The sequence below is a fragment of the Natronococcus pandeyae genome (assembly GCF_008122205.1).
Lineage (GTDB): Archaea > Halobacteriota > Halobacteria > Halobacteriales > Natrialbaceae > Natronococcus > Natronococcus pandeyae.
In genome coordinates this window covers 491,493-505,039 of the sequence record NZ_PHNJ01000001.1, presented here as the reverse complement: position 1 = coordinate 505,039, position 13,547 = coordinate 491,493, and the positions used below count along the sequence as shown (strand labels likewise).

Sequence of the window (13,547 nt, the reverse complement as noted above, 5' to 3'; positions counted from 1 at the left end):
CTTCATCAGCCTCCGAGGAGTACCACCACGCATGTCCGAGACCGTTCACTCCGACGTGGCGATAATCGGCGGCGGAGTCGCCGGACGAGCGGCGGGGATCTTCGCGGCCCGACACGGATTCGATACCGTCGTCCTCTCCGCCGGCAGTCCGCTCCTTCGACGCAACGCCCACCTGGAAAACTACCCCGGGTTCCCGGCCGGGGTAAATTCTCGACTGCTCCTCGACATGATGCGGGATCAGGCGGAGCGATCCGGATGTACGTTCCACGAGGCGGACGTCACCCGGATCGAACCGATAGACGACGGATTTTCGATCGAGACGGCGTCCGGCGACCGTTCGGCGGCGTACGTGATCGCGGCCACGAAGAACGCGACCGATTACCTGAGCGGCATCGAGCGCGTCGAAATCCTCGACCAGGGGAACGGATTCGTCGAAACCGACGAACGAGGCCGAACGGGCGTCGACGGGCTCTACGCGGCAGGACGCCTCGCGGCGAAGCCGCACCAGACGATCATCGCCGCCGGTCACGGCGCCGAGGTCGCCGTGACGCTGCTTGAGGACCACGGCGAGGGCTTCTTCCACGACTGGGTCGCCCCGGAGGGCTACTTCACCGAGCGCGGGATCAACGTCCCGCCCGGAGTCGAAGAGATCGACGAGGAGGAACGTCGACGCCGGGAGCGAGAGTCGATGGAGATCATGCAGGAGTACTTCGCGAAGCCACACCCGGACGAACCGGAACAACACCCGAACGTCCGGTGACCGGTCGCCGAAGCCGGCGGCCGTTCGCGCTACTTCCATCCATCCGTTCAGAAAAACGCGGACAGACGCCACTCCGCGTTCGGATGGCTACCGAGCGCTTTCTGCGAGAGGTCAGTCGCCAGTCTGAACGTAACGAATTCGGTCGGCTCGAGATCCGTTTTTGCGGTATAGAACCGTACTACGGCAGAAATTCGAGTGGACTGGAGTGAACGAAGCGAGCTGGAGTGAAAGGACTCGCCGGCTTTGAATCCGAAGGAAGACGATCACTCGCTTCGCTCTCTCGTGATGACGAAAGATGTCAAAGGCGTCTTTCGAACCACGACTTCCAGGGCTTCAAATCCCGCTTCGACGACGATTCGCGGCGCTCACGCATTTGTTCGCGCCGCAAAATAGTGGACTCGCCGGGATTTGAACCCGGGGCCTTCCCCGTGCCAGGGGGATGATCTACCACTGATCTACGAGCCCTCGTACGCACTCCCTGCTTTTGCACACGCGAGTATAAACCCCTCGATATCGGGCGATAGCGACGGGGCGCAGTGACGTGGGACGGAGTCACGTACCGCCTCGAGCCACCTTTCCCTACCCTCGATCCTCCAATTGATAGCAAAAAATTAGGCAGATCCCATCGTTGTCTGCTACCGTCCACCAATGAAACAGGAGATGCTCACGACGGACTTCCTCGAGCGGGCCGTCGACCTCTACGACGACGTGACAGGCGTCGTCGCCCACGACGGCACGGAGTACACCTACGCCGAGGTGAACGAGCGCGTCAACCGACTCGCACACGCGCTCGCTGAGAGCGGCGTCGAGCAGGGTGACCGGGTCGCGTTGCTCGCGCCGAACACCCACTACTTCATCGAGACGCTGTACGCGACGAACAAACTCGGCGCGGTGTTCGTCCCGCTGAACTACCGCCTGACGAGCGGCGAGTACGAGTACATCCTCGGCGACTGTGCGGCGAACACGCTCATCGCGGACTACGAGTACGCCGAGAAGGTCCAGGACGTTCGCGACTCGATCCCGGCCGAGACGTACGTCGGGTATCAAGCGGACGAGATCGAGGGTGGTGAGTGGCTGGATTACGAGGCGTTCCTCGAGGGCCAGCCGACCGAGGAACCCGACCGGCCGGAGATCAGCGAGGACGACGACGCCAGCATCAACTACACCTCGGGCACGACGGGCGACCCGAAGGGCGTCGTCCGGACCCACCGGACCGAACACTGGCACGCGCTGGTGCTCAACCAGCATATGGAGATCCGCGACGACGACACCTACCTCTGGACGCTGCCGATGTTCCACTGCAACGGCTGGGGGCACACCTACGCGATCACGGGCACTGGCGGAACCCACGTCTGCCAGCGGACGTTCGACGCCGAGGGGGTCTTCGATCGCGTCCGGGAGTACGACGTCACGTTCATGTGCGGTGCGCCGACGGTGCTGAACACCCTCATCCAGTATCACGGAGAAAACGACGTCGAGACGACCGGCGACCGCGACGTCCGGATCGCGACCGCCGGGAGCGCGCCCGCGACGGCGACCATCGAGACGGTCGAGGACGAGTTCGGCTGGCGGATCATCCACATCTACGGGCTGACCGAGACCGCACCGATCATCACGACGAGCAACTCGCCGCGTCGACTCGCCCAGCGCGGGCGCGACATCAAGGTCAAGCAGGGCTTCGAGACGCTCTGTACCGACGTCAGGGTCGTCGACGAGGACGGCGAAGAGGTCCCGCGCGACGGGGAGACGATCGGCGAGATCGTCGTCCGCGGCAACCAGGTGATGGACCGCTACCTGAACAAACCCGACGAGACCGAGCGGGCGTTCACCGAGCGCCTCGAGGGCTACTTCCACACCGGTGACCTCGCCACCATCGACGAGGACGGGATGATCGCCATCCAGGACCGCAAGAAGGACATCATCATCTCCGGCGGGGAGAACATCTCGAGCATCGAACTCGAGGACGTCCTCTACGATCATCCGGCCGTCCAGAAGGCCGCCGTCATCCCCGTCCCGAGCGAGCAGTGGGGCGAAACCCCGAAGGCGCTGGTCGTCCCGCGAGAGGACGCCGATCCGGACGAGTCGGAGATCGTCGAGTTCGTGACGGACAACCTGGCCGGCTACAAGAAGCCGAGCAGCGTCGAGTTCGTCGACGACCTGCCCGAGACGGCGACGGGGAAGGTCCAGAAGTACGAACTCCGCGAGGAGTACTGGGACGAAGAGGAGACGCGCGTCGGCCAGCAGTAGCGCCCTCACACCAGCCTCGCCGTCGGTCGGTTTCGGTGCTGGCACCGATTGACCGATCCCCAACAACGATAATGATCGATCCCGAAGGATCCACCGCATGGAGGTTCCGCTCTTAGTAACCGATTTTCTCGACCGGGCGCGCAAGTACTACGGCGACGAGGAAGCCGTCGTCGGCGCGACGGGCGAGCGATTTACGTACGACGAACTCGGTGACCGTTCCGACAGACTGTCCGCAGTACTCCAGGAGCGGGGCATCGAGAAGGGCGACCGCGTGGCGGTGCTCGATCCGAACACCCACTACCACCTCGAGGCGGCCTACGGGATCATGCAGATCGGCGCAGTCCACACGCCGCTGAACTACCGGCTGACCCCCGAGGACTACGAGTATATGCTCACCGACGCCGGGGTCGATGCCGTCGTCGCGGACTACGAGTACGCCCACAAGATCGACGCCGTTCGCGACGAGGTGCCGACGGAGACGTTCATCACGAACGACGCCGACGCGCTCGAGGAGTCCGACGGTGAGTGGGAGGACTTCGAGGCGCTCCTCGACGCCGCCGATCCCGACTACGAGCGGCCGGAGATGAGCGAGGACGAGGTCATCACGATCAACTACACCTCCGGGACGACCGGCGATCCGAAGGGCGTCATGCGAACGCACCGTACCGAATCCCTCCACGCCCAACTCGTGACGATCCACCACGAGATCAGCGACGACGACGTCTACCTCTGGACGCTGCCGATGTTCCACGTCAACGGCTGGGGGCACATCTACGCCATCACGGGAATGGGCGCGAAACACGTCTGCACGCGCGGCGTCGACGCCGAGGAGAATCTGCGGCAGATCCGGGAGGAAGACGTCTCCTTCCTCTGCTGTGCGCCGACGGTGCTCACGCTGTTCGACGAGTATCTCGAGGAGAACGATGTGCCGACCGAGGGCGACGCGCCGATGCGGGTCACCGCCGCCGGCGCCGCGCCACCCGAGAGCATCATCGAGACGGTCGAGGAGGAGTTCGGCTGGCACTTCCGTCAGCTCTACGGCGCGACCGAGACCGGGCCGCTCATCGGCACCTCCGCGACCCGGCGGCTGATCGACGAGGAGAGCGACGAGCGCTTCGCGCTGAAGAAACGCCAGGGGATCGCGCCGCTTTCGACCGAGGTCGAAGTCGTCGACGACGACGGAAACGAGGTGCCGTGGGACGACGAGACGATCGGCGAGATCCTCGTCCGGGGCAATCAGGTCATGGACGGCTACTGGGAGAAACCCGAGGAGACCGAAGAGGCGTTCGACGACAAGCGCGAGGGCTGGTTCCACACCGGCGACCTGGCGGTCGTCAACGAGGACGGGCTGATGGCGATCCAGGACCGCAAGAAGGACATTATCGTCTCCGGCGGGGAGAACATCTCGAGCATCGAACTCGAGGACACGCTGTTCGACCACCCCGACGTCGCTGACGTCGCGATCATCCCGTCGCCCAGCGAGAAGTGGGGCGAGACGCCGAAGGCGTTCGTCGTGCCGGCGAACGGTGATCCCGACGATCCAGCGGTCACCGAAGACGACCTGACGGCGTTCACGCGCGAACGCCTCGCCGGCTACAAGGTCGTCCACCACGTCGAGTTCGTCGACGAACTCCCGAAGACGGCGACCGGCAAGATCCAGAAGTACGAACTCCGCGAGCGGGAGTGGGAGGACGAAGATGCGATGGTCGGACAGGGGTAATCACCCGGTCTCCTTCTCTCATCTCGTGACCGCGGTCACGCCGTCGTGCGATCCGCCGCTGCAGCGGATGACGCAACTCTTTAGTCGCTGCTCCCGATATCCCCGGTGGGAAGCGCACGGCCGCAAATCTGACTCGCTGTCCACTCTTTCGGGCAGCTTGGGATTGCGGAAGTGCACGGCGAGAGCCGAGTAACGTGCGGTCAGTGCGATTCCTATCCTCGAACAATGGCACGAATGCACACCCGCCGTCGCGGCTCGTCCGGTTCGGACAAGCCGACGGCAGACGAACCACCGGAGTGGAGCGACGTCGACGCGGAGAAGATCGAAGACCGCGTCGTCGAACTGGCAGAGCAGGGCTACGATCCCAGCCAGATCGGGATCAAGCTGCGTGACGAAGGTGTCACGGGCATCCCAGTCCCGGACGTCAAGCTGGCGACCGGGAAGAAAATCACCGAGATCCTCGAAGAGAACGACGCGAAAGCCGATCTCCCCGAGGACCTTCGGAACCTGATGGTGCGCGCCATCCGCCTGCGCGAGCACGTTCAGGAGAACCCGCAGGACGCCCAGAACAAGCGCGCCCTGCAGAACACCGAGTCGAAGGTGCGCCGCCTGGTCGACTACTACCGCGGCGACAAACTCGAGGCCGACTTCGCGTACTCCTACGACGTGGCAGTCGAACTCCTCGAAGAGTAATCGATGTCCACAGAGGGTCGAACCGCCGAGTCGATGGCCGCCCCGCTCGAGAGCGCGAGCTTCGTCCGGTTCGTCACGCGAGCCGACGGTGACGCGCTCGCCGCAAGCGGGCTCCTCGCACGAGCGATGAGCGACCGTGGGGTCCCGTTCCAGGTAACCGTCGGTCGTACCGTCGCGGAGCGAACCGCACGGGCGATGGCCGGCGAAGCCGAGAACGGCGACGTGACGATCGTCGTCGGCAGCGCAGACGCCGACGTCACTCAGCTCGGGACGGCCGACCGCGCCGCGACGCTCGAGGCCGTCTCCCTCGTTCGCGATCTCGGCGAAACGCCGGACCCAATCCTCGCGCTCAGCGGTCTGATGGCCGCCGGGAGCGAGCCCGGTGCCGGCGAGAGCGAGTGGCTGCTCGAGACCGCACGCGAGCGCGGTCTCGTCGACCGCCGGCCGGGCGTCGCGGTGCCGACCGCGGACCCGGTCGACGGTCTCGCACACTCGACGCGACTTCGCGCGCCGTGGTCCGGCGACCCGGACGCGGTTCGCGAGGCGCTCGAGGCGCTCTCGCTCCCCGAGTCCGACGCGCTCGACGCCGACGATCACCGCGCGATCGGTTCGCTCGTCGCACTCGAAGCGGTCGGGTGCCCGGAGGCCACCGACGAGAGCGCGACCGCGATTCAGCGCGCGCTGAAGCCGTACGCGACGCCCGACGCCCCGTTCGCGACGGTCGGCGGCTACGCCGACGTGCTCGCGGCGACGGCCCGGACCGAACCCGGAACCGGTACCGCGCTCGCGATGGGCCACGGCGTCTCGGAGGCCGCACTCGCGGCCTGGCGAGCGCACGGCCGACGCACTCACGCGGCACTCGAGACGGCGACGACCGGTCGGTACGACGGGCTGTTCGTCCTCGGCGTCGAGGACGGTCCCGTCGAAACGATCGCCGAGGTGGCGGTCGCCTATCGGTCGCCCGAATCGACCGTGCTCGTCGTCAGCGAGGGAGAGTCCTCAAGCGATGAGCCACAGGCCGGTGACGCGACCGGTGAGGCGGCGATCGCTACGCGCGGCGACGAGTCGCTCGGTGCGACGGTCGAAGCCGTCGCCCGGGACCTCGAGAGCGAGACCGACGGTGACGTCGAATACGACGACGGCCGACGGTGTGGCTACCTGCGGTACGACCCCGACGTGGACGAGTCGACGATCATCGCGACAGTGAGGGAGTTCCAGTGAGTCGACGAGCGACGATCCGGACGACACACGACGATCCGGAACTGATCGCCCGCGCGATCGAGCCGGACAACACCGACGAGATGGAGACCGCGATCGACGGCGGTTCAGTCGTCACGCGGATCGAACGCGAGACGACGTCCGGACTCCACTCGACGGTCGACGACTACGTGGTCAACCTCGACGTCGCGATCGACGTAGCACAGCACGCAGAACCGACGGACACGGGCGCTGTGTCCGACACCCAGACAACACAGAATCATGAGTGAACGATCAGTTTCACGCGCGAAACAGGAGAAGCGGTGGTACACCGTCCTTGCACCGGAGCAGTTCGACCGCAAGGAACTCGGAGAGACCCCCGCGGACGAACCGGAAAAGGTCTACGGCCGAACCATCGAAACGACGCTCGGCGACCTGACGAACAACGCCAGCGAGAACAACACGAAGCTCACCTTCAAGATCTCCGACGTCGGGAGCGACTCGGCGTACACGGAGTTCGTCGAGCACTCGCTGACTCGAGACTACCTGCGCTCGCTGGTCCGCCGCGGTGCCTCGAAGATCGAGGCCTACGTCACCGTCCTCACGACGGACGACTACCGCGTCCAGATCCAGCCCGTCGCCTTCACGACGAAAAAGGCCGACGCAAGCCAGGAGAAGGCCATCCGCGAGCAGATGGTCGCGATGATCGAGGAGGCCGCTGCCGAGCGAACCTTCGAGGAACTCATCGACAGCATCGTCGAGGGACGGCTCTCCTCGGGGATCTACGGCGAAGCCAAGACGATCTACCCGCTTCGCCGCGTCGAGATCCAGAAGACGACCCTCGAGGCCCACCCCGAGGAAGTCGCCGAAGAGGAAGCGACGTCCGTCGACGTCGACGAAGAAGACGTCGCAGCCGGCGAGTAACGCAGCCGTCGACTCCGATTCGATTTTTATTGGTGCGCTGACGACGAGTGGAACGCATCAGGACCGTGATCGTCCTGCCAGGCGAACGCGAAGAGCCGACGCGCCGGCACTCGAGCGAGTTCGCGCCCGTCCGCCGCAATGCCCGTCGCGCCGTCCCACGTCGTTTCGTCCGCCCGAAACCGTCCTTCGTCCGATCGATCGAACTCGTATCCCGGATTCTCGAACGCGTGGATGCCGTCGTCCGTCGCGAAGACGACGACGTCGGTTTCGCCGACGGTTTCGTGGACGACCCCGCCGGAAGCCTGCACGCGAGGGAGCGGGAAGCCGAGCGCGTCCGACCCGATCTCGAGGCCGAGGACGACGGTCTTGGGCTCGAGGTCGTCGCGATCCCAGGACCGCGCGTCGTCCGCGCCGCGGTGTGCGGCGAGACCGAACCCCTCGCTATCGAAGTAGTCGGCGTACGGTTCCTCCTCGTACTCGATGTAGGCCGGTTCGTCGTCGTCGCTCGCCGCCTCGCTCTTCGCGTCCTCGAGCGGCTGGAGGACGATCCCGTCCGGGTGACGGTCGCGAAACGTGTCCCAGGTCGTGAGAGCGGCTGGTCGGACCCGCAACTCGCGGCCCTCGAGCGGGCCGTCGATACACTCGCCGGTCGACTGCTTCCACTCGGAGCCGGTTTCGCGGTCGTACATCACGAGATCGTCGTCCGCGAGCTTTCCGCTGACGCCGAACTCGAGGGTGCGGTCGTCGACCGTTCGCTCGTAGACGACCGCGCTGCCACAGAGCGGACACCACGTGACCGCAACCGGGACGGTCTCGCCGTCGACCGTAATCGTGTCGTTGACGATCTCGTGATAGTTCAGAATGCGGATCGGGTACGCGGTCGGCGGCGTCGCGTCGACGGCGATCACCTCGTCGGCATCGGCTCCAGCGTGTTCCATCCCGAACGTCGGCTCGTCGACGCTCGGAATCGCGTCCTTCGGAAGGACCTGCCGTACGTTCATACGCGCACCGACGAACTACGCGCTCAAAATTCTCCCGTTGGGTGACGTAATGGTCGCGTCCTCGTCGCTCGAACGAACTGGTATCCGAAAACAGCCCGGTTAGTCGACGACGACGACCTCGCCGATCATCCCACCCTTGACGTGTGGCTCGCAGATGTAGGCGTACGTGCCGGGGACGTCGAACGTGTGTTCGTAGGTGTCTCGAGTGCCGAGGCGACCGCCGCGGGACTCGTGCCAGGCGTCGATCGCCGTCTCTTCGTCCTCGTAGCCGCCGCTGGCGAAGTACTCGGCCTCGTCGGGAATCTGGTTCTCGAGGGCGGTCACCGTGTGGTCGGCGCCGCTCGTGTTCTTCCAGACGACGGTCTCGCCGACGCTCGCTTCGTAGCTCTCGGGGAGGAACTCGTTGCGGCTCATGCCGATGTCGCACTCGTCGCCGGCACACGGCCCGTCGTCATCGTCGAACACGCTGAGAACGGACGAGCAGCCGGCCAGGCTGGCCGAGGCGGCGGTCCCGACGGCGGCGAGATAGACGCGCCGGTTCATACGCTCGCGTTAGGATGGTTGCGGTATAACGGCCCCGGTTCGATTCTCGAACGTGGTCTCACTGCGGCGAACACGTTCGTGAGCCGGAGGTGTCTATCGAGAATCGAGGTAGACGAGTCGCGCGCAGCGCGAGCGCGGTCGCGGCGTGACCGCGATTGCGAACGACGAAGTCGTGAGCGAGCACGTCTCGGCGTGGTTCGATTCTCGAACAGGATTCGCTGCGGCGTCATCGTGAACGCAGTGAGCGATGGCTCGGAGCAGCAACACTGCTCCGGTGAACACGTTCGTGAGCCGCAGGGGATATCTCGAGATCGAACCCCGGCCGGTTCGCTCACCGTATCTTGCTCGCTGATTCCGGTCTCGAATCGGACCGACGTCTCTCGAAACGAAAACACGTAAGGTATCCGCTACCCGAATCGGAGAGTATGCTTCCGCGGTTCGTCGGCCGGCTCGGCGTTGCGGACGCGGTGACGATCGCCAACGCGACGCTGGGGTTCGTCGCGATCGTCGTCGCGTTCGTCGACATCGACCTCGCCGCACGGCTCATCCTGCTGGCGGCGATCGCCGACGGACTCGATGGACTCCTCGCACGCCGGTACGGCGGGACCCCGGCGGGCCCCTACCTCGACTCGCTCGCCGACGTCGCCTCCTTCGCTATCGCTCCCGCCGTCCTCGCGTTCGTCGTCGTCAGCGAGGGGCTCGGCGTCGGCTTCGACGCTGTCACCGCCGACCTCCTGATCGTGACCGCGATCTGTGGGCTGTTCGTCGCGATGGCCGTCACCCGCCTGGGACTGTACACCGCCTACGATACGACCGGGAGCTATACGGAAGGCGTCCAGACGACCCTCGCCGCGACGATCATCGGTGCCGCGATCCTCGCGGGACACCCCGTCGACGATCCGCTGCTCGTTCTCGGGGTCACGGCCGCCTTTTCGTACCTCATGGTCTCGCGAATCCCGTACCCGGACCTGCTGGCTCGAGACGCAGCCATCATGGGCGTCGTCCACGCGCTCGCGATGCTGATCCCGAACTTCGCCGGTCGGACGTTCCCGTACGCGCTGCTGACGCTCGGAATCGCGTACATGACGCTCAGTCCCTGGTTCTACTGGCGGCCGGAGTCCCGTCCCTCCGAAACAGACGTGCATGGAAACGCTTAGGAACGTGCTGACACGATTATCACGCATGAACGCAGTCACGCGTCGGTGTCGTCCCCGGGTGATTCCATGAGCGAGGACGAAGCGAACGGTGACGAGACTCCCGAGGAAGAGTCGGAGCACGAAGAAGTGGAGGAGGAGCCAGTCGACCTCGACGCCATCGGCGAGCGACTCGACCAGTTCGAGGACGACGTCGAAGCCCTCGAGACCGACCTCGAGGCCGCCGAAACCGAAGACGATCTCGACGTCGTCGAGGCCGACATCGAGGCGTTTCGCGAGGAGTTCGAGACCGTCGAGATTCCGGAGCCGCCAGAGGAAGACGAAGACGAGGAGGAAGACGAGGACGTCGTCCACCCCGAAGAGGAGCTGCAGGACCGGTACGACGAGATCGAAAGCGACGTCGACGACCTCGAGGACGACCTCGAGGACCAGCGCGGTCCCTACGCCGAGGACGTGGTCGGCGAGGTAAACGGCGTCAGCGGCACCATCACGGGCACGCGCTGGACGATCGAGGGCGACGAGGAACTGATCGAGGCCACCGACGCGTTCCTCGCGGACGTAAACGACCTGCTCGGAAGCACCGTGTCGCTTCCCGACGATCTAGAGCCCACCGAGGGCGCCGAACTCCGCGAGGACGCCCCTGACCAAGACGAGGAGGGCGTCCCGGAACGGCTGGACGTGACGCTCGACGAGGTCGTCGAGGCCGTCGAAGACGCGGATCTCGACCCCGACGACGACGCCGAGACGATCGCCGCCCTGCTCGAGGCGACCGACGAGTTCGAGAGCGACGTCGACGACGCCACCGAGTGGACCGACCTCAAGGTCCGCGAACAGCTCCGCCGTGAGGGGTTCTACGATGTCCTCGACCACGTCAAGGACTTCCCGCCGGAGTGGCACGCGCTGAAGGTTCACGAGAAGCGGGGCAACGTCGACATGATCCTGCTCGCGCTCGACTCGCTGGGCTCCGAGTTCATGGAGGACCACTGCATGGAGGCGCTCGAGCGAATGGGCGACGAAGCGGCCATCGAGCCGATGCTCCAGAAGGCGAACCGGCGGGATACGCAGGCGATGAGCATCCTCGGCAAGATCGGGTCCGACGAGGACCAGGTGGTCGACGCCCTGCTCGACTACGTCGACTCCAACCCGCAACTGCAAAAGCCCGCGTTCAGAGCGCTCGGCGAGGTCGGTGCCGAGGACGCCGTCCAGCCGATCGCGAACCAACTCGTCGACGACGAACCGGACGTGCGCAGCAACGCCGCCCGCGCGCTCGGGATGATCGGCGACACGCGAGCGATCGAGCCCCTCGCCGACCTCCTCGAGGACGACGAGGCAGACCGCGTCCGGGCCAGCGCCGCCTGGGCGCTCAACCAGATCGCGACGAAAGAAGCGCTCGAGATCGTCGCGGAGTACACCGACGACCGCGCCTACCTCGTGCAGGCCGAAGCCGAGCGCGCCGACCTCGAGCCCGCGGCCTAGTCCGCATCCGTCTTTTCCGCGAGTTTAAGTACGAACGAGCGGCCAGACGAGCCGATGTCACGTCGGCGAGTCGCGCTCGCAGTGATTATTCTCGCCGTCACCGCGATCGGCCTCCCGTTCGCAGCCAGCGGCGACACCGTCGTCTCGACACCCGAAGCGGCGCCATCGGAGACGGCCGCCGAGAGCCAGCCAGCGACGACGCCGTCCCCTCAGCAACGCGGAACCGACGACCTCGCCTGTCCTCGACCGACCGAAGCCGAAACGACCGCCTCTGAGCCGCGAATCGTCGAACTCTACCCGAACCCCACGACCCACGAAAACGTCGGCGAGTACCTCACACTCGAGACCCCGCCGGAGACGAGCCTCGAGAACTGGACGCTCACCGACGGCCACACGACCGCACACCTCCCGAACGAGACGGTTTCCGGACGGATCGCTGCCACCACTGCTCCGAAAGAGACCCGCGAGCTAACCGACGAACCGGTCGTCGAACTCGAGGGAACGCTTCGACTCGCCGTCGACGGGGACGAACTCGAACTGCGGAACGGATCGAAGACGATGGATACGGTGTCGTACGATCGCGCACCCACTGCAGAACGATGGTACCGAACCGAGGACGCAGCCGACCGGAACGCAACTGTCGACGAAACCCGGCGCGGTGTCTGGTGGCCCCGCGACGCGACCTGCCTCCCGGTCTCGACCACAGACGTCGACGACGCGACGGCGTTCGTCCTCCCCGACTCGCCCGACGTGGCGCGGGAGACGATCCGTGACGCCGACGAACGCCTGCTTCTGGCCGGCTACACCTTCACCGACGACGAAATCGCCGCGGACCTCGTCGCGGCTGTCGATCGTGGCGTCGAGGTGGCGGTCTTGCTCGAGTCCGGTCCCGTCGGCGGCACGCCCCGAGCAACCGAGTCGGTGCTCGAGACGCTCGAAGACGGCGGCGTCGACGTTCGCGTCGTCGGCGGGGAGGGCGCGCGGTACCGATTTCACCACCCCAAGTACGCCGTCGCGGACGACGCGGTCGTCGTTACGACCGAGAACTGGAAGCCGTCGGGCGTCGGCGGCGAGTCGAGTCGCGGCTGGGGCGTCCGCGTCGAGGACGACGAACTCGCGGACGAACTGGCCGCGGTCTTCCGGGCGGACTTCGAGGGGTGGGACACCGAATCGGGCGAGACCTTTCGAGAAGATGCGTCGTTCGTCGACGACGATCCGACACCGCCCCGGGACTTTCCGACGAGCCACGACCCGGAGACGGTGCCGGTCGACTCGGTCGAACTCCTGCTCGCGCCCGAAAACGCCGAACCGCGGTTACTGGAGCTGCTCGAGGACGCCGACGACGAGATCCTGATCAAACAGGCCAGCATCGCACCCGACGTCTCGCTGCTCGAGGCGAGCGTCGACGCGGCTCGTCGCGGCGTCGACGTCCGGATCCTGCTCGACTCGACCTGGTACGTCGAAGACGAGAACGAAGCGCTGGCCGCCGACCTCGAGCGAACCGCCGCCGCGGAGGACCTGCCACTCGAGGTCAGGGTCGTCGACGGCACCGACGAGTTCGAGAAGATTCACGCCAAGGGAGTCGTGATCGACCGGGAGACCGCCGTCGTCGGCAGCGCGAACTGGAACGATAACTCGCTGCAGCACAACCGCGAAGTCCTGGTCGCCCTGCACGGTCCGAGGGCAGCGAGCTACTACGCGAGCGTGTTCGAGAGCGACTGGAAGGGCGAGATGTGGTCCCTTCCGATCGAACTCTCCGTTACGGTCGTCGTCGTCCTCGTCTGTGCGGCGCTCGTGGGCCGGCGATACGTTCGTTTCGGCGCGGAGTAAGT

General features: G+C 65.8%; 12 protein-coding genes and 1 tRNA gene. 10 read left to right on the top strand and 3 right to left on the bottom strand.

From position 1 onward, the window contains the following. The first annotated feature begins 31 nt into the window (after window positions 1-31). Window positions 32-760: an FAD-binding protein gene (locus CV102_RS02525; protein ID WP_148856538.1), complete on the top strand. Its 729-nt coding sequence runs from the start codon at window positions 32-34 to the stop codon at window positions 758-760. Window positions 761-1,153: 393 nt separating this feature from the next. On the opposite strand, the gene CV102_RS02520 is transcribed toward CV102_RS02525, so the two are convergent. Further along, a tRNA-Ala gene (locus CV102_RS02520) sits at window positions 1,154-1,225 on the bottom strand. A 183-nt stretch (window positions 1,226-1,408) separates the two neighbouring features. Here CV102_RS02520 and CV102_RS02515 point away from each other — a divergent pair. The 6 genes from CV102_RS02515 (at window position 1,409) to CV102_RS02490 (ending at window position 7,541) form a co-directional block, all read left to right on the top strand. After that, window positions 1,409-3,007, top strand: a complete 1,599-nt coding sequence (locus CV102_RS02515; protein ID WP_148856264.1) for a long-chain-fatty-acid--CoA ligase — start codon at window positions 1,409-1,411, stop codon at window positions 3,005-3,007. A 97-nt stretch (window positions 3,008-3,104) separates the two neighbouring features. Further along, on the top strand, window positions 3,105-4,727 hold the full coding sequence (locus CV102_RS02510; RefSeq protein ID WP_148856263.1) for a long-chain-fatty-acid--CoA ligase: 1,623 nt from the start codon (window positions 3,105-3,107) through the stop codon (window positions 4,725-4,727). Window positions 4,728-4,952: 225 nt separating this feature from the next. Then, window positions 4,953-5,420 (top strand): 30S ribosomal protein S15, encoded by a 468-nt coding sequence (locus CV102_RS02505; RefSeq protein WP_148856262.1) that lies wholly within the window; start codon window positions 4,953-4,955, stop codon window positions 5,418-5,420. A gap of 3 nt (window positions 5,421-5,423) precedes the next feature. After that, window positions 5,424-6,641, top strand: a complete 1,218-nt coding sequence (locus CV102_RS02500) for an exonuclease (RefSeq protein ID WP_148856261.1) — start codon at window positions 5,424-5,426, stop codon at window positions 6,639-6,641. Further along, the gene (locus tag CV102_RS02495; protein ID WP_148856260.1) at window positions 6,638-6,907 is read left to right on the top strand and encodes a KEOPS complex subunit Pcc1; all 270 of its coding nucleotides are present in this window, start codon (window positions 6,638-6,640) and stop codon (window positions 6,905-6,907) included. The genes CV102_RS02500 and CV102_RS02495 overlap by 4 nt, the downstream gene beginning before the upstream one ends. Then, on the top strand, window positions 6,900-7,541 hold the full coding sequence (locus CV102_RS02490; RefSeq protein ID WP_148856259.1) for a 30S ribosomal protein S3ae: 642 nt from the start codon (window positions 6,900-6,902) through the stop codon (window positions 7,539-7,541). Before CV102_RS02495 ends, CV102_RS02490 begins: the two co-directional genes overlap by 8 nt. A gap of 26 nt (window positions 7,542-7,567) precedes the next feature. On the opposite strand, the gene CV102_RS02485 is transcribed toward CV102_RS02490, so the two are convergent. Together CV102_RS02485 and CV102_RS02480 are read right to left on the bottom strand one after the other, a co-directional pair. Continuing rightward, window positions 7,568-8,542 (bottom strand): DUF3179 domain-containing protein, encoded by a 975-nt coding sequence (locus CV102_RS02485; protein WP_148856258.1) that lies wholly within the window; start codon window positions 8,540-8,542, stop codon window positions 7,568-7,570. Between the two features lie 99 nt (window positions 8,543-8,641). Then, the gene (locus CV102_RS02480) at window positions 8,642-9,085 is read right to left on the bottom strand and encodes a cupredoxin domain-containing protein (RefSeq protein ID WP_148856257.1); all 444 of its coding nucleotides are present in this window, start codon (window positions 9,083-9,085) and stop codon (window positions 8,642-8,644) included. A gap of 425 nt (window positions 9,086-9,510) precedes the next feature. Between CV102_RS02480 and CV102_RS02475 the strand changes: the two genes are divergently transcribed. The 3 genes from CV102_RS02475 to CV102_RS02465 all read left to right on the top strand — a co-directional run bounded on the left by CV102_RS02475 (window position 9,511) and on the right by CV102_RS02465 (window position 13,545). Further along, window positions 9,511-10,242: a protein sorting system archaetidylserine synthase gene (locus CV102_RS02475; RefSeq protein ID WP_148856256.1), complete on the top strand. Its 732-nt coding sequence runs from the start codon at window positions 9,511-9,513 to the stop codon at window positions 10,240-10,242. A 66-nt stretch (window positions 10,243-10,308) separates the two neighbouring features. Further along, window positions 10,309-11,715 (top strand): HEAT repeat domain-containing protein, encoded by a 1,407-nt coding sequence (locus CV102_RS02470; RefSeq protein WP_148856255.1) that lies wholly within the window; start codon window positions 10,309-10,311, stop codon window positions 11,713-11,715. A gap of 54 nt (window positions 11,716-11,769) precedes the next feature. After that, on the top strand, window positions 11,770-13,545 hold the full coding sequence (locus CV102_RS02465; RefSeq protein WP_148856254.1) for a phospholipase D-like domain-containing protein: 1,776 nt from the start codon (window positions 11,770-11,772) through the stop codon (window positions 13,543-13,545). Window positions 13,546-13,547: the final 2 nt, after the last annotated feature.

Excerpts from the sequence above, each read along its gene's own strand:
- CV102_RS02525 (WP_148856538.1), top strand. The coding sequence starts at position 32 with ATGTCCGAGACCGTTCACTCCGACGTGGCGATAATCGGCGGCGGAGTC.
- CV102_RS02515 (WP_148856264.1), top strand. The coding sequence starts at position 1,409 with ATGAAACAGGAGATGCTCACGACGGACTTCCTCGAGCGGGCCGTCGAC.
- CV102_RS02510 (WP_148856263.1), top strand. The coding sequence starts at position 3,105 with ATGGAGGTTCCGCTCTTAGTAACCGATTTTCTCGACCGGGCGCGCAAG.
- CV102_RS02505 (WP_148856262.1), top strand. The coding sequence starts at position 4,953 with ATGGCACGAATGCACACCCGCCGTCGCGGCTCGTCCGGTTCGGACAAG.
- CV102_RS02500 (WP_148856261.1), top strand. The coding sequence starts at position 5,424 with ATGTCCACAGAGGGTCGAACCGCCGAGTCGATGGCCGCCCCGCTCGAG.
- CV102_RS02490 (WP_148856259.1), top strand. The coding sequence starts at position 6,900 with ATGAGTGAACGATCAGTTTCACGCGCGAAACAGGAGAAGCGGTGGTAC.
- CV102_RS02485 (WP_148856258.1), bottom strand. The coding sequence starts at position 8,542 with ATGAACGTACGGCAGGTCCTTCCGAAGGACGCGATTCCGAGCGTCGAC.
- CV102_RS02480 (WP_148856257.1), bottom strand. The coding sequence starts at position 9,085 with ATGAACCGGCGCGTCTATCTCGCCGCCGTCGGGACCGCCGCCTCGGCC.
- CV102_RS02475 (WP_148856256.1), top strand. The coding sequence starts at position 9,511 with ATGCTTCCGCGGTTCGTCGGCCGGCTCGGCGTTGCGGACGCGGTGACG.
- CV102_RS02470 (WP_148856255.1), top strand. The coding sequence starts at position 10,309 with ATGAGCGAGGACGAAGCGAACGGTGACGAGACTCCCGAGGAAGAGTCG.
- CV102_RS02465 (WP_148856254.1), top strand. The coding sequence starts at position 11,770 with ATGTCACGTCGGCGAGTCGCGCTCGCAGTGATTATTCTCGCCGTCACC.